This window comes from Caballeronia choica (genome assembly GCF_001544535.1).
Classification (GTDB): domain Bacteria; phylum Pseudomonadota; class Gammaproteobacteria; order Burkholderiales; family Burkholderiaceae; genus Caballeronia; species Caballeronia choica.
Genome location: NZ_FCON02000055.1, coordinates 13,953 through 40,200, shown reverse-complemented (window position 1 = coordinate 40,200; position 26,248 = coordinate 13,953). Strand labels below are relative to the sequence as shown.

Genomic DNA, 26,248 nt, shown 5'->3' with positions numbered 1-26,248 from the left:
CCCCAATAACCTTGGCGCGCCCGTTCCACGTCATGTATCCCTCGACACGGGCCGCGTGACGCTATCCGGATAACGCGGCTCTCGAATCATGCGACCATGAATCAGCCGAAAATCAAAAGAGATCCAGAAGGCACCCGCCGGCGCATTTTGCTAGCTGCAGCGGACGAGTTCGCAGCCGGTGGTCTGTTCGGCGCTCGCGTCGACCAGATAGCCCGGCGTGCCGAGACCAACGAGCGAATGCTCTATTACTACTTCGGCAGCAAGGAGCAATTGTTCACCGCCGTGCTTGAACACGCTTTTGGTGCGCTGGTGGACACCGAACGCTCGCTCGACCTCGATGGTGTCGCGCCAGTCGAAGCGATGACCCGTCTCGCGCATTTTGTCTGGGATTATTATCGCGATCACCCGGAATTGCTTCGACTGATTAACAACGAAAATCTGCACGAAGCGAGATATATCAAGGGATCGACACGCATCCGCGAATTGATTTCGCCGGTTGTCGCGACACTTGCGGGAATTCTCGAACGCGGCACAAAGGCCGGACTATTTCGAAACGACGTCGATCCGCTCAAGTTTTACGTGACGCTCTCGGGGCTTGGCTACTACATCGTTTCGAATCGCTTCACGCTTGAAGCGACTTTCGGCCTCGATTTCAGCCAGGCGGAACAGCGCGACGACATGGTGAAGATGAATACGGAGTTGCTGCTCGCGTACCTGATGCGGCGCTGACACGCATCAGTGTCCTGAACGTCCTGAACAAAAACGCCGCGCTCGGAAATCGAAGCGCGGCGTTTTTGTTTGTACGGCTGACTGCTGCTGAATCTACATCAAGCGAGCACCGCTTCCGTCTTCGGCGCCTTGTCGTGTTCGAGGATGAACTCGCGCAGTTGCGGATAAACCATCGTCCGCCAGCGACGGCCCGAGAAAATGCCGTAATGGCCGGCTTTTTCCGCCGTGAAATGCCGCTTGTTCTTCGCCGGAATGCCGGTGCACAGGTCGTGCGCGGCACGCGTCTGGCCGCAGCCGGAGATGTCGTCGAGTTCGCCTTCGATCGTGAAGAGCGCCGTATGCTTGATGTCCTGCGGACGCACGAGTTCGCCGTTCACGTCCCACGTTCCTTCCGCAAGACGGAATTCCTGGAACACGATGCGGATCGTCTCGAGGTAATACTCGGCGGCCATGTCGAGCACGGCGTTGTATTCGTCGTAGAAGCGGCGATGCTGCTCCGCGTCTTCGTCGTCACCGCGCAGCAGGTTCTGATAGAAATCCCAGTGCGCCGTCAGGTGACGCTCCGGATTCATCGCGACAAAGCCCGCGTGCTGCAGGAATCCGGGATAAACCTTGCGGCCGACCCCTGGATAATTTGCCGGTACCGTGTAAATCACGTTGTTCTCGAACCACTCGTACGAGTGCTCGTTGGCGAGCGAATTGACCGATGTCGGGCTGCGGCGCGCGTCGATCGGGCCGCCCATCATCGTCATCGTGCGCGGGGTGTCTTCACCGCGGCTCGCCATCAGCGAGATCGCGGCGAGCACCGGCACGGTCGGCTGGCACACCGAGATCACGTGCAGGTCGTTCGCGCCGATATGGCGGATGAACTCCTGGATGTACTCGACGTAGTCGTCGAGATGGAACGCGCCATCCTCGAACGGCACCATGCGCGCGTCGATCCAGTCGGTGATGTAGACCTTGTGGTCCTGCAGGAGCGTCTTGACGGTATCGCGCAGCAGCGTGGAATGGTGGCCCGAGAGCGGCGCGCAGACCAGCACGACCGGCTCGTCCTTCATGCTTTTCACGGCGGCGCTGTCGTCGGCGTAGCGCTTGAAGCGCAGCAGGCGGCAGAACGGCTTCTCGACGACCGTCTGCTCGACGATCGGGATCTTGTGACCGTTCTTCTCGATCTGGTGGATTTCGAACTCGGGTTTCTCGTAGTCCTTGCCGAGCCGGTAGAGCAGTTCGTAGCCGGCGGCCAGCCGGCTGGAGCCGGGCACATACGCGAGCGGACTGGCCGGATTCACAAACGACTTGGATGCGGCCTGAGCCCAGGCTGTCAGGGGGTACAGCATGGCTCGCTGGAATTCGTGAAATTGATAGAGCATGTTTGCCCCGTGTAAAACCGGTGACGCCGTTTATACCGTGTCTAGCGGTCACGCGCCCGGCGATTAGCCTCTTACGGCAGTCAATGGTTCAGCCTGTTCGGCCTCGCGACTCTGTTCGGAAGCGAAGCGGCGATGCTTTGCTTGATGCTGGCTCCTGGTTATCGGCGGATCGGTCGAAGACTGTGAGTCGGAACGAACTACGCTCACAGCCTACGACCGAACGGCCGGTCGGAATTTCTTTCGCATGATAGCTAACAAAATGTTATTGTGCAATGCAACAATTCATTCAATCAACAGGCAATTTCCCGAACTGAAACATTGCTTTACGATTGGCTTTCCGTTGTTGCACCCGCTTCGGTGGGCCGATCGTGCTGACTGCTGGGCTGGCCCGTCGCGCGGGCGATTTCCTGCTCGTGACGCATCAGATTCATCCCGGTATGGACGAGCGCAACGTGGGAAAACGCCTGTGGGAAATTACCGACAAGACGCTTTGCCACGGTGTCGTATTCCTCCGATAAAAGACCCACATCGTTTGCCAGTCCGATGAGACGCTCGAACATCGCGTGCGCCTCGTCGAAGCGGCCCTGGAGCGCCAGATTGTCGACCAGCCAGAAGCTACAAGCCAGAAACGTGCCTTCTCCGGGCGGCAGGCCATCGGCGACTTCAGTCGTGTGATAACGCTTCACAAGGCCATCATGGGTCAGTTCGGTTTCGATTGCATGTACGGTTCCGGTCACTCGCGCATCATCTGGCGGAAGAAAGCCGAGCAAAGGGATCAAAAGCAGGCTCGCGTCGAGCGCATCGCCGTGATAGGCCTGCACGAACGAATTCATCGGCGCGTTCCAGCTTTTCTCGCAGACGTCGGCATGAATCTGCGCGCGCAGGTCGCGCCAATGGTCGAGCGGGCCTGGAAGGCCGAACTTTTCCGCCGACTTGAGCGCGCGGTCGAATGCCACCCACGCCATCACTTTCGAGAACGTGAAGTGCTGGCGGCCCCCTCGCACTTCCCAGATGCCTTCGTCGGGCTCCTGCCAGACGGTTTCCAGATGCTTGAGCATCGCGCACTGGATCGACCACGCGGTTTCGTCGCTTTGCAGGCCGCCGACGCGCGCGAGATGCAGCGCGTTCATCACTTCGCCGTACACGTCGAGCTGCAGCTGGTTCACAGCGCCATTGCCGATGCGCACCGGTTGCGCGCCCTCATAGCCCGGCAGCCATTCGACGATCCACTCCGGCAGGCGCCGCTCGCCCGCGATGCCGTACATGATCTGCACCTGTTCGGGCGATCCCGCCATCACGCGGCCCAGCCACGCGCGCCAGGCGCGGGCTTCGTCGTAGTAGCCGCCGCGCATCATCGCGAGCAGCGTGATGGTGGCGTCGCGCAGCCAGCAATAGCGATAGTCCCAGTTGCGCGTGCCGCCGAGCTGCTCGGGCAGCGACGTCGTCGGCGCGGCGACGATGCCGCCGGTCGGCTCATAGGCGAGCGCCTTGAGCGTGATCAGGGAGCGGCGGATCGCCGGCGCCCATTTGCCTTTGAGGTCGCTCTGCGCGGACCATTCGCGCCAGTGGTTCTCGGTGCGCGCGAGTTGCGTGTGCGGATCGTGCGCGGGCGGCAGGCGCAGGTGCGATTGCGAGTAGCAAAGCGAGAAGGGCACGCGTTCGCCGGCCTGCACGGTGAAATTGCCGACCGTCTTCATGTTCTCGCCGACGAGGTCGATCGGCGTGCGCAGCACCGCGAGATCCGGTCCGACGACGGCCTTGATGCCGCTGTCGTCGGGCAGGCGGCTCACCCACGGCACCGACGAGCCATAGTCGAAGCGCAGGACCAGTTCCGTCTTCATCGGCACGGCGCCGCGCCGGCCGACCACGATGCGCACGAGTTCCGAGTGGCCGTTTCGCGCGGGCATGAAATCGACGATCGTCACTGCGCCGTCCGGCGTTTCGAAATCGGTTTCCAGGATCAGCGTGTCGCCGCGATACCGGCGTGTGATGGTTGGCGGCGCGGCATCCTCGGGCAGGTCCGGCGCGATCAGCCAGCGGCCGTGCTCGGGCGTGCCGAGCAGCGCGGCGAAGCACGCGCCGGAATCGAAGCGCGGCCAGCAGAGCCAGTCGACCGAGCCGTTGCGGGCGATCAGGGCGGCGGTATGACCGTCGCCGACCATGGCGTAGTCTTCAATCGGTGCGGGCATGGCGGATGGAAACTCTCGTCGTGCGGCGCGCGATGCGGCGCCGCGGATTGTCCGGCACATCGACGCCGCGCGTGTACGCGCGCTCACGGCGTGGTCGATGCGATGAAAACGCCTATCGAGGCGCATTCTGCCGCAATAGTCTGGCCTCGGCAGGAACTTGATCGATGCGCCGCGTGACAAACCGTCACGAAACTGACGCAATGGCCCTTGGAAAATAAATGGTCAGCGCTTTAGAATGAAGATTGGCAGGGACACTTTGTGCGCGCGCTTCTAGATGTTTTTTCATCGTTCATGTTGCCCTTCGCGTGCATCCGGCCTCATCAGAATGGTTTCCTTGTGCGCGTGCCTCCGGGGTTTCATGCAGGTTGTGAAGCAACAACGTGTGGCGGCGCATTGCTGGTCTTCAAATCGTCGTTTGGACAATCCGTCTTCAGCGTATCGTTTTCGAGGAACAGAATCCCATGCTCAACCCGTCGAAAGCCGACTGCATCGCGATACTATCCGCAGCAAGCCGCGTCTCTGACGCCGACTCGCTGCTTCCGCTCGATCACAAGCACCTTGGTCTTTCTCGCAACGCCATGGAAACGGCGGCGGCCTTTCTGACCGAGCGCGCCTGCTTCACGCGCTTCACTTATGGCGTCGGCGGTATTTCCGTCGGTGGCCTGTCGCTGCAGGGACGCCTGCGTCTCGATCAACTCGCGCACGGTTGATCCGGCGGTACCGCACCTCATTCGAATACGACCAGGAACGCAGGATCGACGAGCAGCCGGGCACGGCGCTCGACGATCCTGCTCGTCCGCGTCTTGCCGCGCCTCATTGCCTTGAGCCACGCGCGGAACCCGGCCACGAAATCGGCGTCAGACGCAGGGCGGACGACAGAAACGCCGCTCTCCGCTCAGAAATGCGCTGCCCCCAGCCCGAACAAACCGATGAGGCCGATCACGATCAGGTAAATCGCGACGATGAAGTTGAGCAGCCGCGGCATGATCAGGATGAGAATCCCAGCAATCAGGGATACGAGCGGGCCCAGGCTAACGTGGATGTTCATCGCGACTCCTTTGTTGGTATGACTTCGTGGGTTTGACTGGTGAATGCTTCTTGTCAACCTGGAGAACGAATCTTGCGCGGGTCGACGTTCATCACAGTGGCAAGAATCGCGCCGCGCCGTGACCTGTCATCTCGCCCGTGAAAACAAAACCTGAATAACCTCGAAAAACAAGCCGCAAACAGACGATCAGGAGGTCACATGCATTCCGTTCAGCCGTCGGTCATGGTCGAAACGCCGCGCAACACGGCGCCCCGAGCATCGCACAAGTTCGCTGTCAGGCCCGCTGCATGGGCAAAAGGTTTCGCGATGATTGTTTCGCTGGCAGCGTCTCAGGCGTTCGCGCAGACGCCTTCCGCAACGGCTTCGTCCGTGATGGCGGCGTCCGCGTCCGCCGATGGCGTCTACGATCTGCTGATCGGCACCTATACCGGCAGCGGCAAGAGCGAAGGCATCTACGTGTATCGCTTCGACACGAAGAACGGCGACCTCACGCGCCTGGCGTCGGCGCAGGCGGTGAACCCGTCGTATCTCATCGTGAGCCGTGACCGCCAGTACGTCTACGCCGTCAACGAACTCCCGGGCGACAACGGCCCGGCCTCGCAGCGCGGCGGCATCAGCGCGTTTCACTTCGACCGGCAGAGCGGTCAACTGACGTTTCTCGACAAGGTCTCGTCCGCTGGCAACGATCCCTGCTATCTCGCGATATCGCCCGACGGACGCTACTTGCTGACCGCCAACTATTCGGTCGCCGCGAACCCGGGCGGCAGCTTCGCCATGTTCCCGCTGAAGTCGAACGGCGAGGTCGGGCCCTCGGTGCTGACGGTGCACCACGAAGGCGGCGGTCCGGTGAAGGGGAGGCAGGACAACTCGCACGTGCACTCGACCGTGTTCTCGCCCGACGGACGCTATCTCTTCGCGCAGGACCTGGGCGCGGACAAGGTCTACGCATACCGCTATACGCCCGACGGCAGCCGCGGCCTCCTCGGCCCGACCGACACCCGCTACACGACGATCAAGCCCGGCGCCGGCCCGCGCCACCTGATCTTCGACGCGAGCGGAACCCACGCCTACCTGACGACGGAGATGAACGCGTCGGTCATCGTGTTCGACTATCGCGACGGCAAGCTCACGCCGGTCCAGAGCGTGTCGATGACCGCGCCCGGCTTCAAGGGCAAGATCGGCGGCGGCGCGATCCACTTGTCGCCGGACGGGCGCTTCGTCTACGCGACCAATCGCGGCGACGTCAACGAACTCGTGACCTTCGCCGTCGATGCGTCGAATGGACACCTGAAGCTCGTCGGACGTCACCCGACGCTCGGCAAGACGCCGCGCGAATTCACGATCGACCCGAGCGGGCGCTGGCTGATCGTCGGCAACCAGGATAGCGACAGCGTCTATTTCTTCCGCCGCGATCCGCAAACCGGGGAACTCGCATCCGATCCGAAGCGGCTCGAAATCGGGTCGCCGGTGGACTTCAAGCTGGTGTCGCCGTCGTGAACGCCGGCGCCTGGGATTGGGGTGTATGGTGTACACAGCGCCCCAATCCCCGGCGGTACGCCGTCCCCATGACGCGAAAGGAAACGAAACGTTGAACAGCCGCAATATCGAACTGGACAGCAATCGCGCCCAAGCCGACAAAAACCGCCCCGTCCCCACCGGCTTCATCACCGCGTTTCGCTTCTCCGGCCCCGAGGCGGTGCGACTGTCATGGGACGAGGCGCGCGCCGAGATCGCCGGCGACGGTCCCACGTGGCTGCACCTGAGCGCCAACGACGACACCGTCGAGAACTGGCTGACCGGCGTCACGTCGATGCCCGACATCGCGCGCGAGTTCCTGAACGGCGAGGACAAGCGCCCGCGCGTGCACATGGGTTCGAACTTCGTGTACGGCGTGGTCGCGGATGTCGAGCGCGCGGTAGTGTCGCCGACGGGCAGCGTCGAGGCCGATCCCCAGGTGCGCGCGTCGAGGCGCGCGACCGGCGCGCTGCGCTTCTACGTCGACAGCCACCGGATGATCACCGTGCGCGCGCAGCCGCTGCAATCGACCGACCGGCTGCGTCACGCGGTGCTCGAAGGCGCGTACTTCCGCGATACCGTCGATCTGTTCGCGGGTCTGATCCGCGCGCTCAATGAAACCTTTGCCGATCGCATCGACGAACTCGGCGACCGCCTCGACGACGTGGAGGAGGGCGTGCTCGATGGCCGGCATTCGATCCTGCGCGCGGAACTGGGCGACGTGCGGCGACGGCTCGTCGAGGTGAAGCGCTTCATCGATCCCGAACGCAACGCGCTCACGCAACTCGTTACGCGACGGCTCGACTGGGCCGAGCCGCGCTCGATGGAAGCGCTGATCCAGGCGATCCAGGTGCTGAACGGCCTCGGCTCGGGGCTCGAAGGGCTCTATGAACGGGCCAAGCTGCTGCAGGACGAGATCGCCGCGCAGCTTTCCGAGGACATCAACCGCAAGCTGCTGTGGCTCGCGATCATGTCCGCCTTGCTGATGCCGGCGACGCTCATTTCGGGCATCTTCGGGATGAACGTCGCGGGGTTGCCCGGGACGCACGGGCCGGCTTCCTTCTGGATCGTGATGGGCGTGATGGCCGTATGCGCCGCGATCACGCTGGGGTTGTTGCGCAAGCTGCGGCTCTGGTGAAATCTGCTGAGTTCCAGCGAGACGCGGCTCGCGCGGCTCACTCTGCCGGCCCCGGCGGCGCCAGCACTTCGCGGTTGCCGTTGTTGCCCATCGGCGAGACGAGGCCGGCCGTCTCCATCTGCTCGACGAGCCGCGCGGCGCGGTTATAGCCGATGCGCAACTGTCGCTGCACCGACGAGATCGACGCCCGCCGCGTACGGACCACGAACGATACGGCTTCGTCGTAGAGCGGGTCGGCTTCAGCATCCGGCGCCTCGCCGAACAGGTCCTGCGCCGCCCCCTCCGAAGCCGGTCCCGACAGAATCCCTTCCTCGTATTCCGGCTCGCCGAACTGCTTCAGGTACTCGACCACGCGATGCACTTCGTCGTCGGCGACGAACGCGCCGTGCACGCGCTGCGGATAGCCCGTGCCCGGCGGCAGGAACAGCATGTCGCCCGCACCCAGCAGCGACTCGGCGCCCATCTGGTCGAGAATCGTGCGCGAGTCGATCTTCGACGACACCTGGAACGCCACGCGCGTCGGAATGTTCGCCTTGATGAGGCCGGTGATCACGTCGACCGACGGACGCTGCGTCGCGAGAATCAGGTGGATGCCGGCCGCGCGCGCCTTCTGCGCGAGCCGCGCGATCAACTGCTCGATCTGCTTGCCGGCGACCATCATCAGGTCGGCGAGCTCGTCGATGATCACGACGATCATCGGCAACGTCGACAGCGGTTCGGGCGCATCGGGCGTCAGCGAGAACGGGTTCGTGAGCTTCCGTCCGGCTGCATCGGCATTGCGCACCTTCTGGTTGAAGCCCTGCAGGTTGCGCACGCCGACGGCCGACATCAGCCGGTAGCGTTTCTCCATCTCGCCGACACACCAGTTGAGTGCGTTGGCCGCGAGCTTCATGTCGGTGACGACGGGCGCGAGCAGGTGCGGAATGCCTTCATAGACCGACAGCTCCAGCATCTTCGGGTCGATCATGATGAGGCGCACGTCCTCGGGCTTCGCCTTGTAGAGCAGCGAAAGGATCATCGCGTTGACCGCCACCGACTTGCCCGAGCCCGTCGTGCCCGCGACCAGCATGTGCGGTGCGCGCGCGAGGTCGGTCACGACCGGATTGCCGACGATGTCCTTGCCCATCGCGATCGTCAGGTTCGATTTCGAATTGCGATAGACGTCGTCTTCGAGAATCTCGGACAGGCGGATCATCTGGCGCTTCGCGTTCGGCAATTCGAGGCCCATGCAGGTCTTGCCGGGAATCGTCTCGACGACGCGGATCGACGTGAGGCCGAGCCCGCGCGACAGGTCCTTCATCAGGCCGACGATCTGGCTGCCGCGCACGCCGAGCGCGGGTTCCACTTCGAAGCGCGTGATGACCGGCCCCGCCGACGCGCCGACGACCGTCACCGGGACCTTGAATTCCTGCAGGCGCTGCTCGATCAGCTGGCCGGTTTCGGCGAGGCGTTCCTCGGAGACGGGCTCGATGTCGTCGGATGCGCGTTCGAGCAGGTCAAAGCCCGGTAATTCCACTGCCGAAGCGGCAGGGGCGTGGAACTCGAATTCGGTTGGCGTGAAGCCGCGGATGGGAGCGCGGGGCGTGCCGGGTTGGGTGGCTTCGGGCGGTTCCTCGGCCGATTGCTCGCCGATTGGCGATGCCGTGGGCGCGATCGCTACGCCGGGGAAACGCACCACGTTCGATGCGGGTTGATGCGCGGCGGGGTTGGTGTCGTCGTTTTCGGCTTCCGTATTGCCGATTTGCAGCGGTAGCGGTGGGGCAGGGCGGTGGGCTTCGGGTCGCACGACGGCGGCGAGCCACGGCAGGGTATCGGAGGGTGATTGTGCCGGCGGTGATAGCGGCTGCGTCGGTTCGAGCGCGGCGGCTGGTCGCGGTGTCGTCATCGCCCATGCTGTGCCGGTGAGCGCTGCGCCAGATGCTGCGGCCGCTTGCAATGCCTCCACCCCCGTCGTTTCGCCGGTGAGCGTACCGTCAGATCGGGCGGACCCTTCGGGCGTGGCCGATGCCAGCGAAGTCGCGGTCGTATCGGAGACTAACGGCGTGTTTTGCCCGGGGACCCGCTGTGGCATGGCCTCGGTTTCCCGCAGAGCCGTCGCTGCGGGCGCGCTCTTGAGGGCATCTTCAGGTGCGGCTTCGTCATCACGACGACGCTCGCTGTCGACAGGGGGCGGCGCGACACGCGCTTCCGTCGGCGCATTCCCCGCGCCACTGGCGACATCGCCAGTGATTGCGTGCAGAGCGAACGAAGGCGCACTGCTGCCTGCGGCCGAAATCGCATTCGAACGCACGGCATCACCTATCGGCGGCGCATTCGCGGATTTCGGCGTTTCGCCGGCGGCACGCGTCGCGCCCGAGTGATCCGAGCCGCCTTGCAACCCCGGCTGCCTCTCTTGCGGCTCACGACCGCTTGCAAGACCGGCGCCCGCGAGCGTTGTCCAGCGCGCGGCATTTTCTTCGATTGAGCGCAGCGTTGCCTGGATGGAATCCGGTGCGGGCAGAGGGCCGGGAGGTTCAGCGGGGCGCGAGTGCACGGGCGCACGTGACGTTGCCGCAGACGGTGCCGCAACGCTGCCCGTAGCCGGACGACTCATCGAAGCCGCCGGCCGCTTCACCGAGGATCGCGACGGTTGAACCGCATGCACCGCGCTCGCGGCGACCGTCGTGCGCGGTGCGGCGCTGGGCGCTGCCGCCGGCGCATCAGTGCGCACGAATCCTCGCGATGCCGCGGGTGCGGTGACCGGACGTACCGTACCCGGATTCGCAACCTTCGACGATCCCGCGCCTTCGCGCGACCCCGCGCGCATTCCGGAACCGCTGCCCAGCCAACCAATCGGCGCAACCGGTTCGACGAGGTCTCGCGGTATCGCGCGTCCCGTCGCCGGTGCCGGGTTGCGAGGAGCGTTCGCATTGCGATCCGCAAAGACATCGACTGACGGCGACGCTGCGGCAGTGCTCCGCTTCACATCGCCGCGCTGGATCGCGGGCGGCCGCCAGACGGTCGGCCGCTGATAGCGTCCGCCTTCGCGGCTAGTGGCCGCCGGCATGCCAAGCATCGGAGCATCATGGGCGATGCGTCCCGGGATGCCGCCAGCGCGATGCGCCGGCTCGCCCCGCGCTCTGCGCTTGCGCGACGGCTTTTCGCGCGGCGTCTTTTCACGCGCGTCGAACCACTGCGGGTTGAATCCGAGCCCGAAAGCAACGTTCGCCCAGCCGATCGCCGAGCGCCACTGGAAATCGCACAGCCACGGCAGGCAAACGAGCAGCGCGGCGGCCGCGATCGAACCCCCGCCGACCCTGCCCGCAAGCCCGGCGAGCGCGTTCGCGAGCGCATGCCCGCAACGATTGACGCCCGCCGCCGCCTCGAACGAGCCGAGCAGCGCGCCCTCGAGTGCCATGCTGGCGACCAGCACGCCGACGAAGCCGAGCCACAGCCGGATCGTGCCGGGGCCGCGCAGGCCGTCGCCGCCGGGGAGCATCGATTTGGCGAGTCGCCACAAGAGAGGAACAAACCAGACGACTGACCCGCCGAACCAGCCGAGAACTACCGTGTGCATGCTAGGAACCAACGAATGAGGAAAGCGGCATAGACCGGGCCGCCGAGTTTAACCGGTGAAGCGAGCAATGGACGGCCCGGCCATCGGATCGAGTCGAACAACAAACCCGATATGCAACGCGAGCGGCACGGTGCGCAAACGCATCGCGACACGAGCGCATGGCCGGAGCGCGCAGCATCACTTCCCGCGACGCGTGAATGTCAGCACCTGTCCATCGTCGAGCGTCAATTGAAGCGTTGGCGGCGGATTCATCTGCACGCCCGACTTTGCGATGTGCGCGAGCCCGGTCAGATAGGGCTGCTCGAGCGCGTCGCCCGCGCCCGTACATGCCATGCGCGTGCCGGCGAGCGGGCCGAACGTGAGCTTGCCATCCTTCAGGTCGTAGGCACCGGTGTAGCGATTGCAGCCCGAATACCCGCTCACGCGACGCTTGCCGCTCTCGGTGGAGAAGTCCAGCGTGATCGGCTGGCCGTTGTCGCCGTGCGGGATCGCGCGCGCCCCGCCGTTTGCGTCGGCCCAGCGCGTGAGTTCCCACTGCGTATCGTCGAGCAGTTGCGTGGCGGCGGGGTTGTACGGATCGGTCGGCGGGGCGGCGCTGTCGGGATGTTTCGGCATGGTGCAGGCTCCGAGCAGCGCGGCGAGTGCGAGCCCGGCGCAAGCAGCGGCAAGTCGCGAGGGACGTGACCTGCACGCCGGAGCGGAAGTGTTCGAGTGAGAACGCGATGAAGTACGCGACAAGGAAAGGGAAGGCTGCGTGTGCATCGATGATCCTCGAACTGGCGAAACCGTAAGGGTATCGCACTCGTCCTATGATTTTGTCAGCGTGGTTGTGCAACAACATGCCCGTCGCGTGTGATCGCGGACGCCGTTATCGCTCGCGCAGCGCCTGTCAATATGCCGACCGGACGAGTGTCGAGCGCCGGGTCGTGCGTGTTAACATCGCCGCCAGTTCGGATCAACTTCCTGGAGCACGCATGCAGACCGCCCCTCATGGAGCAAGCACCATCGGCACGCCCTTGTCGTCCCATGCCACGCGCGTGATGCTGCTCGGCGCGGGCGAGCTCGGCAAGGAAGTGATCATCGCGCTGCAGCGGCTTGGCGTCGAGACGATCGCCGTGGACCGCTACGCCGACGCGCCCGGCCATCAGGTCGCGCATCGTTCGCACGTGATCGACATGACCGACGGCGCCGCGCTGCGCGCGCTGGTCGAGAAGGAAGCGCCGCACCTGATCGTGCCGGAGATCGAAGCCATCGCAACCGACACGCTCGCGGAGATCGAAGCGGCCGGACTCGCCGTCGTGATTCCGACCGCGCGCGCAACGCAGCTCACGATGAATCGCGAAGGCATCCGCCGGCTCGCCGCCGAAACGCTCGGGCTGCCGACGTCGCCTTACGCGTTCGCGCAATCGCTCGACGAAATGAAGGCAGCAATCGCGACGATCGGCTTTCCGTGCGTCGTGAAGCCGGTGATGTCGTCGTCGGGCAAGGGACAGTCGGTGCTCAAGCGCGACGCCGATATCGAACCCGCCTGGCAGTACGCGATGGCGGGCGGCCGCGTGAATCGCGGGCGCGTGATCGTCGAAGGGTTCATCGACTTCGAGTACGAGATCACGCAACTGACCGTGCGCGCCACCAACCCGCACACCGGTGCAATTGACACATACTTTTGCGAACCCATCGGCCATTTGCAGGTCGCAGGAGATTACGTGGAATCGTGGCAGCCGCAGCCGATGAGCGCGGCCGCGCTCGACAAGGCGCGCGATGTCGCGGCGAAGGTCACGACGGCGCTCGGCGGGCGTGGCCTCTTCGGCGTCGAGCTGTTCGTGCGTGGCGACGATGTCTGGTTTTCGGAAGTGAGCCCGCGTCCGCATGACACGGGGCTCGTCACGCTCGCGACGCAGCGGTTTTCGGAGTTCGACCTGCACGCGCGCGCGATCCTCGGCTTGCCGGTCGATACGTCGTTGCGTACGCCCGGGGCGTCGGCGGTGATCTACGGCGGGCTCGATGAAGCGGCGATCGCGTTCGAGGGTGTCGCCGATGCGCTCGCGGTGCCCGATTCGGACCTGCGCCTGTTCGGCAAGCCCGAAAGCTTCAACAAGCGCCGGATGGGCGTCGCGCTCGCAACGGGGCGCGACATCGACGAAGCGCGCGAGCGAGCCCGGCTGGCGGCAGCGAAAGTGAAACCCGTCTCGACAAGGTGACGGATCTTGAAGTGCTCTCGCAAGAGAGCGTAAGGAGTGGCAGGGTGAAATTGTGTGTTCTGGCGGCGCTTTGCGCTGCGTGTCTGGGTTTGAGCGGCTGCGGTGTCGCTGCCGCGCCGTGCCGGGTGACTTCGGCGGTTTTGAAGGCGGTGCCGCTGGTCGGGCATGTGGCGGCCGCGCCGACCGATGCCTGTGCGGATATCATCGATTGATGAGCGAGATCCAATAGACGGGGCCGCGATGGCGAATCGAACAATCAGGAAGCTGTGCGCGGCGTTCGCCGCATTCGTCGGCGCTCACGCGGCATCGGCGATGCCGCTGACCGTGCCGCAAATCCAGGAAGGGTCGTCGCAGACGGTCAAATACGACTGCAAGGATGGCAAGAGCGTGAGCGTCCGCTACACCAACACGAAGAATCGGCAGAGCTTCGCGCTCTTGACCGTCGACGGGCGCAAGTTGCTGTTTGTAAACGTGATGTCGGGTTCGGGCTCGCGCTACGTGGCCGACCAGTACACGTGGTGGACGAAGGGCCCGCAAGGGAACCTGTCGAATGGCATGGGCGATCCGAACGGGCCGCCGCTTCTGGCGGACTGCAAGGCGCGCGGTAAATAGGGATGACATGTCGAAGTGACGGCTGATGGCCCTCCGGAATGGGCCGAAGCGAGCGCCCGGACCGTGACGGCGCCAGCCGGACCGTCCGATGGGTACCCGGAACCGTCACGGGCGGAGTGCTACAATGTGCGGCTTTCGGCGGTGGGCCTTGCCGCCAGCCTGATGGGTCACGAAGCGGGCTGAAAGCACGCCTGAAGCAGGCGACGCCGCTGTAAGCCAAGAGGGCCAATCCCGAAGGCGCGGCGCGCAAACATGCATCGAAACGCTGTTTGAAGACAGCGCGAACGGCGCCGAGGGCGCACTGCCCAGCGCATCCGGCAGACTCGACGCGAACGAGCCCCGGGCCGTCCGATCCAGGCGCCCATTTGCCGCGCACCCGAACGAATTCACGCATATTCACCGCTGCACGCGCCGCCTCTGGCGCATTTTTAGCGAAAGCCAGATAGTCACCATGTCCGATTCCGTCTCCACGAACACGTCCGCCGCTGCCCCCGAAGCCGCACCCGGGACCCCCAACGCACCCGCCGCAGCCGCGCCCACGTTCGACCAGTTCGGTTTGTCCGCCGACATCCTGAAGGCGGTGACCGAATCCGGCTACACGATCCCGACGCCGATCCAGGCGCAGGCGATTCCCGTGGTGCTGGCCGGCCGCGACGTGATGGGCGCGGCGCAGACCGGCACCGGCAAGACGGCGAGTTTTTCGCTGCCGATCATCCAGCGCCTTCTGCCGCAGGCGAACACGAGCGCATCGCCCGCGCGCCATCCCGTGCGTGCGCTGATCCTCACGCCGACGCGCGAACTCGCCGACCAGGTCGCCGCCAACGTGCAGGCCTACTCGAAGCACACGCCGCTGCGCAGCACGGTGGTGTTCGGTGGCGTCGACATGAATCCGCAGTCGGAGGCGCTCAGGCGCGGCGTCGAAATCCTGATCGCGACGCCAGGGCGGCTCCTCGACCACGTCCAGCAAAAGACGCTGAACCTCGGCCAGGTGCAGATCCTCGTTCTCGACGAAGCCGACCGCATGCTCGACATGGGCTTCCTGCCGGACCTGCAGCGCATCCTGAACCTGCTGCCGAAGGAACGTCAGACGCTGTTGTTCTCCGCTACGTTCTCGGGCGAAATCAAGAAACTCGCGGCAACCTATCTGCGCAATCCGCAGACGATCGAAGTCGCGCGCAGCAATTCGACCGCGACCAACGTGCGCCAGATCGTGTTCGAAGTGCACGAGAGCGACAAGTCGGGCGCCGTCGCGCAATTGATCCGCGAGCGCGGCTTGAAGCAGGTGCTCGTGTTCTGCAACAGCAAGATCGGCGCGAGCCGGCTCTCGCGGGTGCTGGAACGCGACGGCATCATCGCGACCGCGATTCACGGCGACCGCACGCAGGGCGAGCGCATGCAGGCGCTCGACGCGTTCAAGCGTGGCGAAATCGAGGCGCTGGTCGCAACCGATGTGGCCGCGCGCGGTCTCGATATCGTGGAACTGCCGGCCGTGATCAACTTCGACCTGCCGTTCAACGCCGAGGATTACGTGCACCGCATCGGCCGTACGGGCCGCGCGGGCGCGTCGGGCGATGCGCTGTCGCTTTGCAGCGCAAACGAGAAGAAGCAGCTCGCCGACATCGAGAAGCTGATCAAGCGTCCGCTCGAAGTCCAGACGCTGACGGTCACGACGCCGCTACGCCGTGAAAGCTCGCGCCGCGACGAACGGCCGGCCCGGCCCGAGCGCGGCGAGCATCGCCATGCGCGCGAGGAATCGGGAAGCCGCCGGCGCGCGACATCGTTCGAGCGATCGCATGCGCGTCAGCAGCCGATCGACGAGTTCTTCCTGAAGCCTTATGAACCGTCGCCGTCGTCGGTCAAGCGGCACGACGAAGCCGTCGAACTCGAGCGCAAGAGTACGCCGAAGCAGCCATTGGCGGCATTGCTGGGCGGTTTGGGGATGCCGCGGAAGACGACCTCTTCGTGAGATTGTGAGCAGTGTGAGAAGCGGCAGCGATGCCGCTTTTTTGCGTTTACGGCCCGAATCGTTTCGCCCATTCGGCCGTTGCGGCCGCGTAAAAAGCATCGAGCGAACCCGCGTCGCGAATTTCGATACCCAAATGCCGGGCCGCAACGGCCAGTGTGGCGACGGGGTCGTCGATATCCAGCGCCGTCGCGCCCGTCTGCTTGCTGAGCTTCTCGCCTTCCTCGTTCGTGACGACGGGCACATGCAGATAAGCGGGCGTCGGCACGCCGAGGCATTGCTGCAAATAAATCTGCCGCGCGGTGGAATCGAGCAGGTCGGCGCCGCGCACCACATGCGTAATGCGAGCCTCGGCATCGTCGACGACGACCGCCAGTTGATACGCCCACACGCCATCCGCGCGTTTCAGCACGAAATCGCCGACTTCCGTCGCCAGATCCTGCGCTTGCGCGCCCTGCCAGCGATCGACGAACCTCGCGTGCGCAGCCTCCCCATCGGGCACGCGCAGCCGCCACGCGCGAGGCGCGCGGCCGTGCAGACCGTCGCGACAGGTGCCCGGATAGGCGAGCGTCGCGTGCCGCGCGTGCGCGTTCAAAAGCGAATCGGCGATTTCGCGGCGCGTACAGCCGCATGGATAGATGAGGCCCGTCGCCTGCAGGCGGTCGAACGCATGTTCATACGCGGCCTCACGCTGGCTTTGCCACACGGGCGGCTCGTCCGAATGCATGCCGAATCGTGCGAGGCCCGAGAGAATGTCGCGGGCAGCGTCCGGCACGGTGCGCGGACCGTCGACGTCCTCGATCCGCACGATCCACGCTCCCCGATGCGCTCGTGCATCGAGATAGCTCGCGAGCGCGCTCACGAGCGAGCCGATATGCAGCGGCCCGGTCGGCGAGGGCGCGAAGCGTCCGCGATAGCCGCTCACGCCGCTTGCGACTCCTCGCGAGCTTCCGGATGGCACGACGGGCAGGTCTTGCCCGGCACGTAATACGCTGACTTCTGATCCTCGACGCTCACCACCGCCCGGCAACCGAAGCACTGCGAAGTCGCGGTCGGTTCGAGATTCGGATTGAGCGCCGTGCGGTAATCGAAGACAAAACATTCGCCGTTGTAATGCGCGCCGCCGACTTCCTCGAAGTACTTGAGAATGCCGCCCTCGAGCTGGTACACGTGATCGATGCCGACTTCCTTCATGTGAATCGCTGCCTTTTCGCAGCGAATTCCGCCGGTGCAGAACGACACCACCGTCTTGCCTTCCAGGTCGGCGCGATTCTGCTCGATCACTTCGGGAAACTCGCTGAACTTCGTGATGCGGTAGTCGAGCGCGTTGTCGAACGTGCCGACATCGACTTCGAATGCATTGCGCGTATCCAGCATGACGACCGGGCGGCCTTCGTCATCGTGGCCGCGATCGAGCCACGTTTTGAGCGTCGGCGCATCGACGAACGGCGCGCGGCCGAGTTCCGGCCTGATCGCGGGCTTTTTCATCGTGATGATTTCGCGCTTGAGCTTCACCAGCATGCGGCGAAACGGCTGCTTCTCCGAGAGGCTTTCCTTGAACTGCAAGTCGGCGAATTTGCCCTCGAAGAGCGCGTCGGTGCGAATGTAGTCGATGAACGTGCGGACGTTTTCGATCGCGCCCGCGATAAACAGGTTGATGCCCTCCGGCGCCAGCAGGATCGTGCCTCTCAGGCCAAGCGCGTTGCAACGTTCGGTGACGAGCGGGCGCCACGCGGGGCCGTCGTCGATGGTGACGAATTTGTAGGCGGAGAGGTTGAGGATATTCATGTTCGGGTTGCTTTAAAAACCGGCGCAGCCGGAAAGTCCGGCATTTCGCCAAACCCGTATTATCCCGCAAACCGCGCCGTCACCCGACTCGGCCGATCGGTCAATCCGCCGCACCTTCCGTCGCTTATTTCATCGGCCTATTTTCGGGATGAAGCGAGCCTTGTCCGAACGGCTAACGCGGGCGTCCGCGCGAATTTCGCGAAGAGGCGCATGTACAATATCGCCCATGTCAGATCCTCGTTTCGTTCATCTCCGCGTCCACTCCGAGTTCTCGATTGCCGATGGCATCGTGCGTCTCGACGACGTCGTCAAAGCCGCTGCCAAAGACGGACAGGGCGCGCTCGCGCTCACCGATCTCGGCAATGCGTTCGGTCTCGTTCGCTTCTACAAGGAGGCGCGCGGCAAAGGGGTCAAACCCATTGCCGGCTGCGATGTCTGGATCACGAATCCGGCCGACCGGGACAAGCCTTCGCGTCTCGTCTTGCTCGTGCGGAACAAGACCGGCTATCTCAATCTTTGCGAATTGCTGAGCCGCGCGTGGCTGACGAACCAGTATCGCGGGCGCGCGGAGGTCGAGTTCGAGTGGCTCGATGGCGGTCTCGCCGAGGGCTTGCTGGCGATCTCGGGCGCGCAGCAGGGCGACATCGGCATGGCGTTCGCCGCCGGCAACGACCAGGCGGCGGCGCGCCATGCCGAACGCTGGGCGAAGCTTTTTCCGAACGCGTTCTACATCGAATTGCAGCGCGCCGGGCAGCCTGGCGCGGAGACTTACATCCAGCAGGCTGTCGCGCTCGCGGCGAAGCTGAAGCTGCCGGTCGTCGCGACGCATCCGCTGCAATATATGACCCCCGACGATTTCACCGCGCACGAAGCACGCGTGTGCATCTCGGAAGGCGACATTCTCGCGAATCCGCGCCGTCAAAAGCGCTTCACGACGGACCAGTATTTCCGCACGCAGGACGAGATGTGCGCGCTTTTCGCAGACATTCCGTCGGCTATCGCGAATACCGTCGAGATCGCGAAGCGCTGCAATCTGACACTCGAACTCGGCAAGCCAAAGCTGCCGCTGTTCCCGACGCCCGATGGCATGTCGCTCGACGACTACCTCGTGCAGTTGTCAAAGGACGGGCTGGAAGTGCGGCTCGCGCAGCTCTATCCCGACGAAGCCGAGCGTGAGAAGCAGCGCGAGACTTACTACGCACGGCTCGATTTCGAGTGCGGCACGATCATCAAGATGGGCTTTCCGGGCTACTTCCTGATCGTCGCGGACTTCATCATGTGGGCGAAGAACAACGGCGTGCCGGTTGGCCCGGGGCGCGGTTCGGGCGCGGGTTCGCTCGTCGCGTATGCGCTTGGCATCACCGATCTCGACCCGCTGCGCTACAACCTGCTGTTCGAGCGCTTCCTGAATCCGGAACGCGTGTCGATGCCCGACTTCGACATCGACTTCTGCCAGGAAGGGCGCGACCGCGTCATTCAGTACGTGAAGCAGAAGTACGGCGCGGATGCCGTCTCGCAGATCGCGACCTTCGGCACGATGGCCGCGAAGGCGGCGGTGCGCGACATCGGCCGCGTGCTCGATCTCGGCTATATGTTCACCGACGGCATCGCGAAGCTGATCCCGTTCAAGCCGGGCAAGCACGTCACGATCGCCGACGCGATGAAGGAAGAGCCGGCGCTCCAGGAACGCTTCGACAACGAAGACGAAGTGCATCAGTTGCTCGAACTCGCGCAGCGCGTCGAGGGCCTGACGCGTAACGTCGGCATGCACGCGGGCGGCGTGCTGATCGCGCCCGGCAAGCTCACCGACTTCTGTCCGCTCTACACGCAGGGCGAGGACGGCGGCGTCGTCAGCCAGTACGACAAGGACGACGTGGAAGCCGTCGGGCTGGTGAAGTTCGACTTTCTGGGCCTGACCACGCTCACGATCCTCGACTGGGCCGAGCGCTATATCCGCCGGCTCGATCCGTCGAAGGAAAACTGGAACCTCGCGCAGGTTCCGCTCGACGATCCGGCTTCGTTCTCGATTCTCAAGAAGGCGAACACGGTCGCCGTGTTCCAGTTGGAAAGCCGCGGCATGCAGGGCATGCTCAAGGACGCGCAGCCCGATCGCTTCGAAGACATCATCGCGCTCGTCGCGTTGTATCGTCCGGGCCCGATGGACCTGATCCCGAGTTTCTGCGCACGGAAACACGGGCGCGAGATTGTCGAATATCCGGATCCGCGCGTCGAATCTGTCCTGAAAGAGACCTATGGCATCATGGTCTACCAGGAGCAGGTGATGCAGATGGCGCAGATCATCGGCGGCTACTCGCTCGGCGGCGCCGACTTGCTGCGCCGCGCGATGGGCAAGAAGAAAGCCGAGGAGATGGCGGAGCATCGCGAACTGTTCCGGCAGGGCGCGGCGAAAAACGGCCTGAGCGCCGAAAAAGCCGACGAAATCTTCGACTTGATGGAGAAATTCGCTGGCTACGGATTCAACAAGTCGCACGCGGCGGCCTACGCGCTGCTCGCGTACTTCACGGCGTGGCTCAAGGCGCACCATCCGGCCGAATTCATGGCGGCCAACCTGTCGCTCGCCATGGACGACACCGACAAGGTCAAGATCCTCTTCGAGGATTGCATCGTCAACGGCATGTCGGTGCTGCCGCCGAACATCAACCAGTCGGCATACCGGTTCGAACCGGTCGCGGAAGCCGACGGCAAGCGTTCGAAAACGATCCGCTACGGTCTCGGCGCCGTGAAAGGCAGCGGCCAGAACGCGATCGAGGAAATCCTCCGCGTGCGCGAGGAAGCGCGGTTCACCGACCTGTTCGACTTCTGCATGCGGGTGGACCGGCGCGTGGTGAACCGTCGCACGGTCGAGGCCCTGATTCGCGCCGGCGCGTTCGATTCGCTGCACGAGAACCGCGCGCAGTTGATCGCCTCGGTCCCGCTCGCGATGGAAGCCGCCGAACAGGCCTCCGCCAACGCGATGCAGGCCGGTCTCTTCGACATGGGCGACGAACCGCAGCAGGGCCACGATCTCGTCGACGAACTCGCGTGGTCGGACAAGAAGCGCCTGCAGGAAGAAAAGACGGCGCTCGGCTTCTATCTGTCGGGTCATCTGTTCGACGCCTACAAGTCCGAAGTGCGCCGCTTCGTCCGGCAGAAGATCGGCGAGCTGAAGGAAGGGCGCGACAAGCTCGTCGGGGGCGTCATCACGATGATGCGCACGCAGATGACCCAGCGCGGCAAGATGCTGATCGTCAATCTCGACGACGGCACCGGCCAGTGCGAAGTCACCGTCTTCAACGAACAGTTCGAGGCCAACAAGGCGCTCTTCAAGGAAGACGAATTGCTCGTCGTGCAGGGGCAGGCGCGCAACGACGCGTTCACGGGCGGCATCCGCTTCACGGTGGAATCGGCGATGGATCTCGAACGTGCGCGCAGTCGTTACGCGCAGGCAGTCAAGGTCGAAATGAACGGCAACGCCGATGCGCAGCGCCTGAAGCGCGTGCTCGAAGCGCATTGCGCGGGCCCCGAAGAGCGGGCGCCGGCGGCGGTACAAATGCCGTCACGCGGGCCGCGCGGCGGCGAGCGCGATGGCGGCCGGCCGCAGCGGCAGCCGGTGCATATCCCGAACGGACTGAACGTGAGCATCGTGTATCGCAGCGAGCACGCCGAAGGCGAAGTACGTCTCGGCGATGCCTGGCGCGTCAAGCCCACCGACGATCTGATCACGGCGCTGCGCGGCGAACTCGCCGGCAGCTCGATCGAGATCGTCTATTGATGAAAATCGGCATCTCCGCCAACGCGCTGCGCTTGAGCGGCGGTCTGGAGCGTTACGCGATGGACCTCGTGCGCGGCCTCGCGGACGCCGGTTTCACGGGCAGTCTCAAGCCGGCGTTCTTTGCGCGCAAGATCGACCCGGCGCTTGCGGAGACGAAGCTCGTCGAGGCGCATCGGATCAGCGTCGGCTTCTTGCCCGGCAAGTTGCGCGACACCTGGTTTTCGTGGGTGCTCGAACGCGCGCGTCGCAAGGCAAACGTGGATGTGCTGATCGGCTGCAATCGCGTGGAGTCGTCGGAGATTGCGATTTGCGGCGGCACGCATATCGGCTTTCTCAACGCCACCGGGCGCCGCGAAAAGCCGTCGGACCGGCGCCAGATCGAACTCGAAAGGCGGCAGTACCGCGCGGCGCGCGTGATCGTCGCGCATTCGAAGCTGATGCAGGACGAATTGCGCACGCTCTATGGCGTCGATGAAGCGAAGATCCGCGTGCTTTATCCGCCCGTCGACAGCGCGCGCTTTTCACCCGTCGATGCGTCCGCGCGTGCGGGTTTGCGCAAGCGCTTCGGTTTCGCCGACGACGAAATCGTCCTGCTGTTTCCGTCGAGCAGCCATGTGCGCAAGGGCTTGCCGCTCATCGAGGAGGCGCTGGCGGGTAGCCGTCTGCCGGTGGTGGTCGCCGTCGCCGGGCGGCCGCTCGACCGAGCCTCGGAACGGGTGCGCCATATCGGCTACGTGCCGGACATCGAGAATTGCTACCGCGCCGCCGACTTCACCATTCTTGCGTCGAGCTACGAGCCGTTCGGGCTCGTCGGCGTGGAATCGGTGATGTGCGGAACGCCGGTGATCATCCCGGCAAGCATCGGCTGCTGCGACGCGATTGCGGCGCATGCCAAGCATGTCTTCAAGCCCGGCGACGCGGCGGACCTGCGCCGCGTCATCGCGCGGGCGGTCGAATCGCCGGATTCGCACACGAGCGTCGCGCGTGACGCCGTTCTTTACGACGCGGATGTCTCCGCGCATGTCGCGGAGTTGATCGCGCTCGCGAAGGACATCCACGCGAAGCGCTGATATTCAACGCGTCTTGTTCAGATGGGCGAGCTTCAGGAAACGGTAGTAGACGGTCTGCGCATTGAAGAGCGCGATCATGAAGCCGGTGCGGCCGTCGAGAAAGCCGCGCCGCAGAAAGTAGGTCCTCACAAACGCCCAAAACCCGCGCGACACCGCGACGCCGAAACTGCCGCGCTTGCCCGCGGCATGGCGTTGCAGCGCGCCCGCGGTCGAATAGTCGTCGAGCTTGCGCAATACGGTCTCGAAATCCTCGTACGAGTAATGCATCAGTTGTCCCTTGAGTCGCGCGGTCTGCGCCGAATCGGACAGCACGAGCCGCTCGTGCACGAGATCGTCGGAAAAGCGCGCGGTGCCGCGCTTGAACAGGCGCGGAATCCAGTCGGGATACCAGCCGCTGTGCTTTACCCACACGCCGCAGAAACTCGATAGCCGGTCGAGCAGGTACGCGTCGGCGTGAGGGTCGCGGATTGCCGCGCGGATCGACGCGGCGAGTTCCGGCGAGACGACTTCGTCGGCGTCGATGGAGAGGATCCAGTCGGTCGACAGGGCGTCGAGCGCGCGGTTTTTCTGCGGGCCGAAACCCGGCCAGTCGTGCGCTTCGATGACGCGCGCGCGATGCGCTTCGGCGATGCCGACCGTCGCGTCGGTGCTGCCGCTGTCGACGACGACGATCTCGTCGGCGAAGGAGACGGCCTGCAGGCATTGAGCGAGACGCGCCGCTGCGTTGCGGGTAATGAGGGCGACGCCGAGCGTGGGCTGGTTCATGGGGCGAGTCAGGAGTTCGCGCGGACGCATGGGCGCGCCGCTTGCGGGCAAGGGCCGCCGTTGAGGGAGCGGAGTTCGGCGACCGGACGCGACGTTTCGCGCATCACGCCCGCAAATGCCATTTGACGAAGAAGAACGGGCTCATGAGCCACGGACACGTCGCGTAGACGAACATCCGGATGCGAAATCCCGCGCTCACGCTGCTCGCACTCATGAGCATCGCAAGCTTTCGCGACAGCGGCCGGTCGCTGAATACGGCGGCGACATAGTCCTCGCGGGCCGCCTTTTTTGCCAGCAACGCGCGCATCGCGTCGCCCGCGCCGACCCGGTCCGCGTCACGCTGCAACTGCCGCGTTTCGCCCGTGCCGTTCACGTTCGCGAGCTTGATGCGCGCGACGAAGTCGGCCGGGGTGCGCCAACGGCGCTTTCTCGACAGCCCGCCACGCCGATACTGCACGAGCGGTTCACGCAGCGTGAACGCGCCGCCGCTCATGATCGCGCGAAACACCATGATCTGGTCTTCGCCGTAGATGCCGGGTTCCATCGGGCCGAATTCCGTGAAGAGCCGCCGCGCCCAGGCATGCGCCGCGCCGACGACGTGTGGCCGGTTGCGCGACCAGTCGTCGAAGCTGTGATAGGCGGACAGGTCGGTCACCGTCATGACGTCGTGAAGATTGCCGTCGGCGTCGAGATCCCGCAGGTCGGTCGCGATCAGGTCGTAGCGCTTGCCGCTATCGAGCCACGCGTTCATCACGCGCTCGCAGCGTTCCGGCATCGAGATATCGTCGCCGGCGGCCACGAACAGCATTTCCCCCGACGCCCGGGCCGCCAGCGCACTCAGATGCGCGCTGATGCCGAGGTTCGTCTCGTTGCGATAGAGGCGCACGGCATGCGGGCCGGCGTACTCGCGCACGCATTGCTGCGCGACGGCGAAGGTGTCGTCGGAGGAGGCATCGTCCGAGATGAGAATCTCCAGCGGCGACCAGGTCTGTGACAATGCGCCCCGAATGGCTTCGGCTACGCTATGTTGCTGATTGAACGTGATAAGCATCAGGCTCGCGAGCGGCCGAGCCAGCTCTCGATGAGGCGTTGCGGGCATTTCCGGTCCAGGGGAGTCTCAAGGCCTGCGCAGCCGCGGCTTCGGGCATCTCGCGATGCCGGGCTCCGGTATGCGCCAGGCGGCTGCGGCTATAATAGCGCGGGTTTTTGGGATAAGCGAACGGACCATTTGGTCCACCCACGTGACGTTTATGATTCTGGAAAAAAATCTACGCTTTCTCATTGCCAGCTTGGTTTTTCTGGCGCCGGCGACAACGCTGGTCGTGCGCGGCGGCACCGGCTACTGCTTCTTCCTGTTATTTGCCCTTGCACTGGCGCTCGCCTTCACGAAGCGATATCGGCTGGACTCGAAGCTGTTGTTCAAGGCGTTTCCGTTATACACCATCGGGATGCTCGGTTTCATGGTGCTTTTGCCCGCCCAGCAAGCGATCGACGGATATTACCTGCCGCGCGAATTCGACGGCATGTCGCGTTTGGCGCTCAGTCTGCCGATCTTTCTCCTGCTCGTGAAGGTGCCGGTCAAGTCCCTGAAGGCGCTCGGCTGGGGCTGCGCGTTCGGCGCGATCGGCGCGGGCCTCTGGGCGCTCGACAGCGCCATCCACATGACGGCGTCGGAGGTCGAGCGCCTCGGCAACGACTACACGAACCCGATTCCGTATGGCAATACGGCCCTGCTGCTGGGCTTCCTTTCGGCGATGTCGATACGCTGGGACGACCGCTACAGGCGGCTCGCCATCCCGGTCAAACTGCTCGGGCTGGTGGGCGGCGTCTACGCGTCGTATCTGTCGGGCACGCGCGGCGGCTGGCTCGCGATACCGCTTTTCCTGGTCCTGTGCTCGCTCAACTTCGGCTGGATCAGGCAAAAGCGGCACTGGCTCGCGGCCGTGGCTATCGCCATGATCGCGATGGCGGCGCTGCTCGCGACCCCGAACGGTCGAGGGCGCCTGATGGCCACGCAGGCGGATTTGATGCGCCTCGAACAGGGCGCCCCGGCCGCCGACAGCTCGATCGGCGCTCGTCTGCAATTGTGGCGCGCGTCGCTGCGCCTTTTCGAGGCGCACCCGGCGCTGGGCGTCGGAAAGGGCAAGCTCAAGTCGTCGCTCCAGGAGATGGCGAACGCGGGGGAGGTGTCGCCGCTCGTCGTCAATCAGCGCGCGCACAGCGAGTTTTTCTCGACCATCGCGGAGCTCGGCAGCGCGGGCGTGATGTGCCTCCTGCTGATGTACGTGGGCCCGCTCGTCTATTTTCTCCGCTACCGAAAATCGCCCGACCGCGATGTATCGACCGCTGCATATTGCGGCATCGCCGTTTCCGGCTCGGTTATCATCTTCGGCTTGAGTATCGACGTGTTTACGGTCGTCATGAGCACCGCGCTGATCGCGCTCCTGTGGGCCGTGCTGCTCGCCATCATCACGCACGACGCGCGCACGCCGCTTGGCAAACCGGGCGCGGGGCCCGCCGCCTGACGGGCGC

At 64.5% G+C, this 26,248-nt stretch carries 20 protein-coding genes; 11 read left to right on the top strand and 9 right to left on the bottom strand.

Translation table 11 applies throughout. From position 1 onward, the window contains the following. Positions 1–96 precede the first annotated feature (96 nt). Positions 97–729, top strand: a complete 633-nt coding sequence (locus AWB68_RS22855) for a TetR/AcrR family transcriptional regulator (RefSeq protein WP_087646620.1) — start codon at positions 97–99, stop codon at positions 727–729. A gap of 98 nt (positions 730–827) precedes the next feature. On the opposite strand, the gene AWB68_RS22850 is transcribed toward AWB68_RS22855, so the two are convergent. Together AWB68_RS22850 and AWB68_RS22845 are read right to left on the bottom strand one after the other, a co-directional pair. Beyond that, on the bottom strand, positions 828–2,099 hold the full coding sequence (locus AWB68_RS22850) for a polyhydroxyalkanoate depolymerase (RefSeq protein WP_087646619.1): 1,272 nt from the start codon (positions 2,097–2,099) through the stop codon (positions 828–830). Between the two features lie 323 nt (positions 2,100–2,422). After that, the gene (locus AWB68_RS22845; protein ID WP_087646636.1) at positions 2,423–4,288 is read right to left on the bottom strand and encodes a glycoside hydrolase family 15 protein; all 1,866 of its coding nucleotides are present in this window, start codon (positions 4,286–4,288) and stop codon (positions 2,423–2,425) included. 461 nt (positions 4,289–4,749) lie between these two features. On the opposite strand from AWB68_RS22845, the gene AWB68_RS22840 reads away from it, so the two are divergent. Then, entirely contained in the window at positions 4,750–4,998 is a 249-nt protein-coding gene (locus tag AWB68_RS22840; RefSeq protein ID WP_087646618.1) for a hypothetical protein, read from the top strand. Between the two features lie 185 nt (positions 4,999–5,183). Here the strand turns inward: AWB68_RS22840 and AWB68_RS22835 are convergent, their stop codons facing one another. After that, the gene (locus AWB68_RS22835; protein ID WP_087646617.1) at positions 5,184–5,336 is read right to left on the bottom strand and encodes a DUF3096 domain-containing protein; all 153 of its coding nucleotides are present in this window, start codon (positions 5,334–5,336) and stop codon (positions 5,184–5,186) included. Between the two features lie 306 nt (positions 5,337–5,642). Between AWB68_RS22835 and AWB68_RS22830 the strand changes: the two genes are divergently transcribed. Then, a complete protein-coding gene (locus tag AWB68_RS22830) occupies positions 5,643–6,833 on the top strand; it encodes a lactonase family protein (protein WP_235028457.1) in 1,191 nt (396 codons plus the stop codon). A gap of 91 nt (positions 6,834–6,924) precedes the next feature. Further along, positions 6,925–7,989, top strand: coding sequence for a transporter (locus AWB68_RS22825; RefSeq protein WP_235028455.1), 1,065 nt, complete (start codon positions 6,925–6,927; stop codon positions 7,987–7,989). A gap of 37 nt (positions 7,990–8,026) precedes the next feature. On the opposite strand, the gene AWB68_RS51885 is transcribed toward AWB68_RS22825, so the two are convergent. Next, positions 8,027–11,545, bottom strand: a complete 3,519-nt coding sequence (locus tag AWB68_RS51885; protein WP_087646615.1) for a DNA translocase FtsK — start codon at positions 11,543–11,545, stop codon at positions 8,027–8,029. A 177-nt stretch (positions 11,546–11,722) separates the two neighbouring features. Beyond that, positions 11,723–12,307 carry an META domain-containing protein gene (locus AWB68_RS22815; protein ID WP_087646614.1) on the bottom strand — a complete coding sequence of 195 codons (585 nt, stop codon included), beginning with the start codon at positions 12,305–12,307 and terminating at the stop codon, positions 11,723–11,725. 212 nt (positions 12,308–12,519) lie between these two features. On the opposite strand from AWB68_RS22815, the gene purT reads away from it, so the two are divergent. From purT to AWB68_RS22800, 4 genes are all read left to right on the top strand, one after another. Then, positions 12,520–13,746: a formate-dependent phosphoribosylglycinamide formyltransferase gene (gene purT / locus AWB68_RS22810; RefSeq protein WP_087646613.1), complete on the top strand. Its 1,227-nt coding sequence runs from the start codon at positions 12,520–12,522 to the stop codon at positions 13,744–13,746. 44 nt (positions 13,747–13,790) lie between these two features. Then, on the top strand, positions 13,791–13,958 hold the full coding sequence (locus AWB68_RS48900; RefSeq protein ID WP_200828764.1) for a DUF6726 family protein: 168 nt from the start codon (positions 13,791–13,793) through the stop codon (positions 13,956–13,958). Between the two features lie 28 nt (positions 13,959–13,986). Next, positions 13,987–14,358 (top strand): MliC family protein, encoded by a 372-nt coding sequence (locus tag AWB68_RS22805; RefSeq protein WP_200828763.1) that lies wholly within the window; start codon positions 13,987–13,989, stop codon positions 14,356–14,358. A 451-nt stretch (positions 14,359–14,809) separates the two neighbouring features. Next, positions 14,810–16,324: a DEAD/DEAH box helicase gene (locus tag AWB68_RS22800; RefSeq protein ID WP_200828762.1), complete on the top strand. Its 1,515-nt coding sequence runs from the start codon at positions 14,810–14,812 to the stop codon at positions 16,322–16,324. Positions 16,325–16,370: 46 nt separating this feature from the next. Here AWB68_RS22800 and gluQRS read toward each other — a convergent pair whose 3' ends face one another. Further along, on the bottom strand, positions 16,371–17,246 hold the full coding sequence (gene gluQRS / locus AWB68_RS22795; RefSeq protein WP_087646612.1) for a tRNA glutamyl-Q(34) synthetase GluQRS: 876 nt from the start codon (positions 17,244–17,246) through the stop codon (positions 16,371–16,373). Then, the gene (locus AWB68_RS22790; RefSeq protein ID WP_087646611.1) at positions 17,243–18,109 is read right to left on the bottom strand and encodes a sulfurtransferase; all 867 of its coding nucleotides are present in this window, start codon (positions 18,107–18,109) and stop codon (positions 17,243–17,245) included. The genes gluQRS and AWB68_RS22790 overlap by 4 nt, the downstream gene beginning before the upstream one ends. Before the next feature lie 217 nt (positions 18,110–18,326). Between AWB68_RS22790 and dnaE the strand changes: the two genes are divergently transcribed. Beyond that, positions 18,327–21,881, top strand: a complete 3,555-nt coding sequence (gene dnaE, locus AWB68_RS22785; protein ID WP_200828766.1) for a DNA polymerase III subunit alpha — start codon at positions 18,327–18,329, stop codon at positions 21,879–21,881. Further along, positions 21,881–22,951 (top strand): glycosyltransferase, encoded by a 1,071-nt coding sequence (locus tag AWB68_RS22780; RefSeq protein ID WP_087646609.1) that lies wholly within the window; start codon positions 21,881–21,883, stop codon positions 22,949–22,951. Before dnaE ends, AWB68_RS22780 begins: the two co-directional genes overlap by 1 nt. 3 nt (positions 22,952–22,954) lie before the next feature. Here AWB68_RS22780 and AWB68_RS22775 read toward each other — a convergent pair whose 3' ends face one another. Then, positions 22,955–23,716: a glycosyltransferase family 2 protein gene (locus tag AWB68_RS22775; protein ID WP_087646632.1), complete on the bottom strand. Its 762-nt coding sequence runs from the start codon at positions 23,714–23,716 to the stop codon at positions 22,955–22,957. Between the two features lie 103 nt (positions 23,717–23,819). After that, positions 23,820–24,815, bottom strand: a complete 996-nt coding sequence (locus AWB68_RS22770) for a glycosyltransferase family 2 protein (RefSeq protein ID WP_235028454.1) — start codon at positions 24,813–24,815, stop codon at positions 23,820–23,822. 151 nt (positions 24,816–24,966) lie between these two features. On the opposite strand from AWB68_RS22770, the gene AWB68_RS22765 reads away from it, so the two are divergent. Further along, entirely contained in the window at positions 24,967–26,241 is a 1,275-nt protein-coding gene (locus tag AWB68_RS22765; RefSeq protein WP_235028453.1) for an O-antigen ligase family protein, read from the top strand. Positions 26,242–26,248: the final 7 nt, after the last annotated feature.

Excerpts from the sequence above, each read along its gene's own strand:
- AWB68_RS22765 (WP_235028453.1), top strand. The coding sequence starts at position 24,967 with ATGATTCTGGAAAAAAATCTACGCTTTCTCATTGCCAGCTTGGTTTTT.
- AWB68_RS22840 (WP_087646618.1), top strand. The coding sequence starts at position 4,750 with ATGCTCAACCCGTCGAAAGCCGACTGCATCGCGATACTATCCGCAGCA.
- AWB68_RS22805 (WP_200828763.1), top strand. The coding sequence starts at position 13,987 with ATGGCGAATCGAACAATCAGGAAGCTGTGCGCGGCGTTCGCCGCATTC.
- AWB68_RS22800 (WP_200828762.1), top strand. The coding sequence starts at position 14,810 with ATGTCCGATTCCGTCTCCACGAACACGTCCGCCGCTGCCCCCGAAGCC.
- AWB68_RS22845 (WP_087646636.1), bottom strand. The coding sequence starts at position 4,288 with ATGCCCGCACCGATTGAAGACTACGCCATGGTCGGCGACGGTCATACC.
- AWB68_RS22830 (WP_235028457.1), top strand. The coding sequence starts at position 5,643 with ATGATTGTTTCGCTGGCAGCGTCTCAGGCGTTCGCGCAGACGCCTTCC.
- AWB68_RS22815 (WP_087646614.1), bottom strand. The coding sequence starts at position 12,307 with ATGCACACGCAGCCTTCCCTTTCCTTGTCGCGTACTTCATCGCGTTCT.
- AWB68_RS51885 (WP_087646615.1), bottom strand. The coding sequence starts at position 11,545 with ATGCACACGGTAGTTCTCGGCTGGTTCGGCGGGTCAGTCGTCTGGTTT.
- AWB68_RS22855 (WP_087646620.1), top strand. The coding sequence starts at position 97 with ATGAATCAGCCGAAAATCAAAAGAGATCCAGAAGGCACCCGCCGGCGC.
- AWB68_RS22780 (WP_087646609.1), top strand. The coding sequence starts at position 21,881 with ATGAAAATCGGCATCTCCGCCAACGCGCTGCGCTTGAGCGGCGGTCTG.
- AWB68_RS22775 (WP_087646632.1), bottom strand. The coding sequence starts at position 23,716 with ATGAACCAGCCCACGCTCGGCGTCGCCCTCATTACCCGCAACGCAGCG.
- AWB68_RS22835 (WP_087646617.1), bottom strand. The coding sequence starts at position 5,336 with ATGAACATCCACGTTAGCCTGGGCCCGCTCGTATCCCTGATTGCTGGG.
- AWB68_RS22790 (WP_087646611.1), bottom strand. The coding sequence starts at position 18,109 with ATGAATATCCTCAACCTCTCCGCCTACAAATTCGTCACCATCGACGAC.
- AWB68_RS22850 (WP_087646619.1), bottom strand. The coding sequence starts at position 2,099 with ATGCTCTATCAATTTCACGAATTCCAGCGAGCCATGCTGTACCCCCTG.
- purT (WP_087646613.1), top strand. The coding sequence starts at position 12,520 with ATGCAGACCGCCCCTCATGGAGCAAGCACCATCGGCACGCCCTTGTCG.
- AWB68_RS22770 (WP_235028454.1), bottom strand. The coding sequence starts at position 24,815 with ATGCCCGCAACGCCTCATCGAGAGCTGGCTCGGCCGCTCGCGAGCCTG.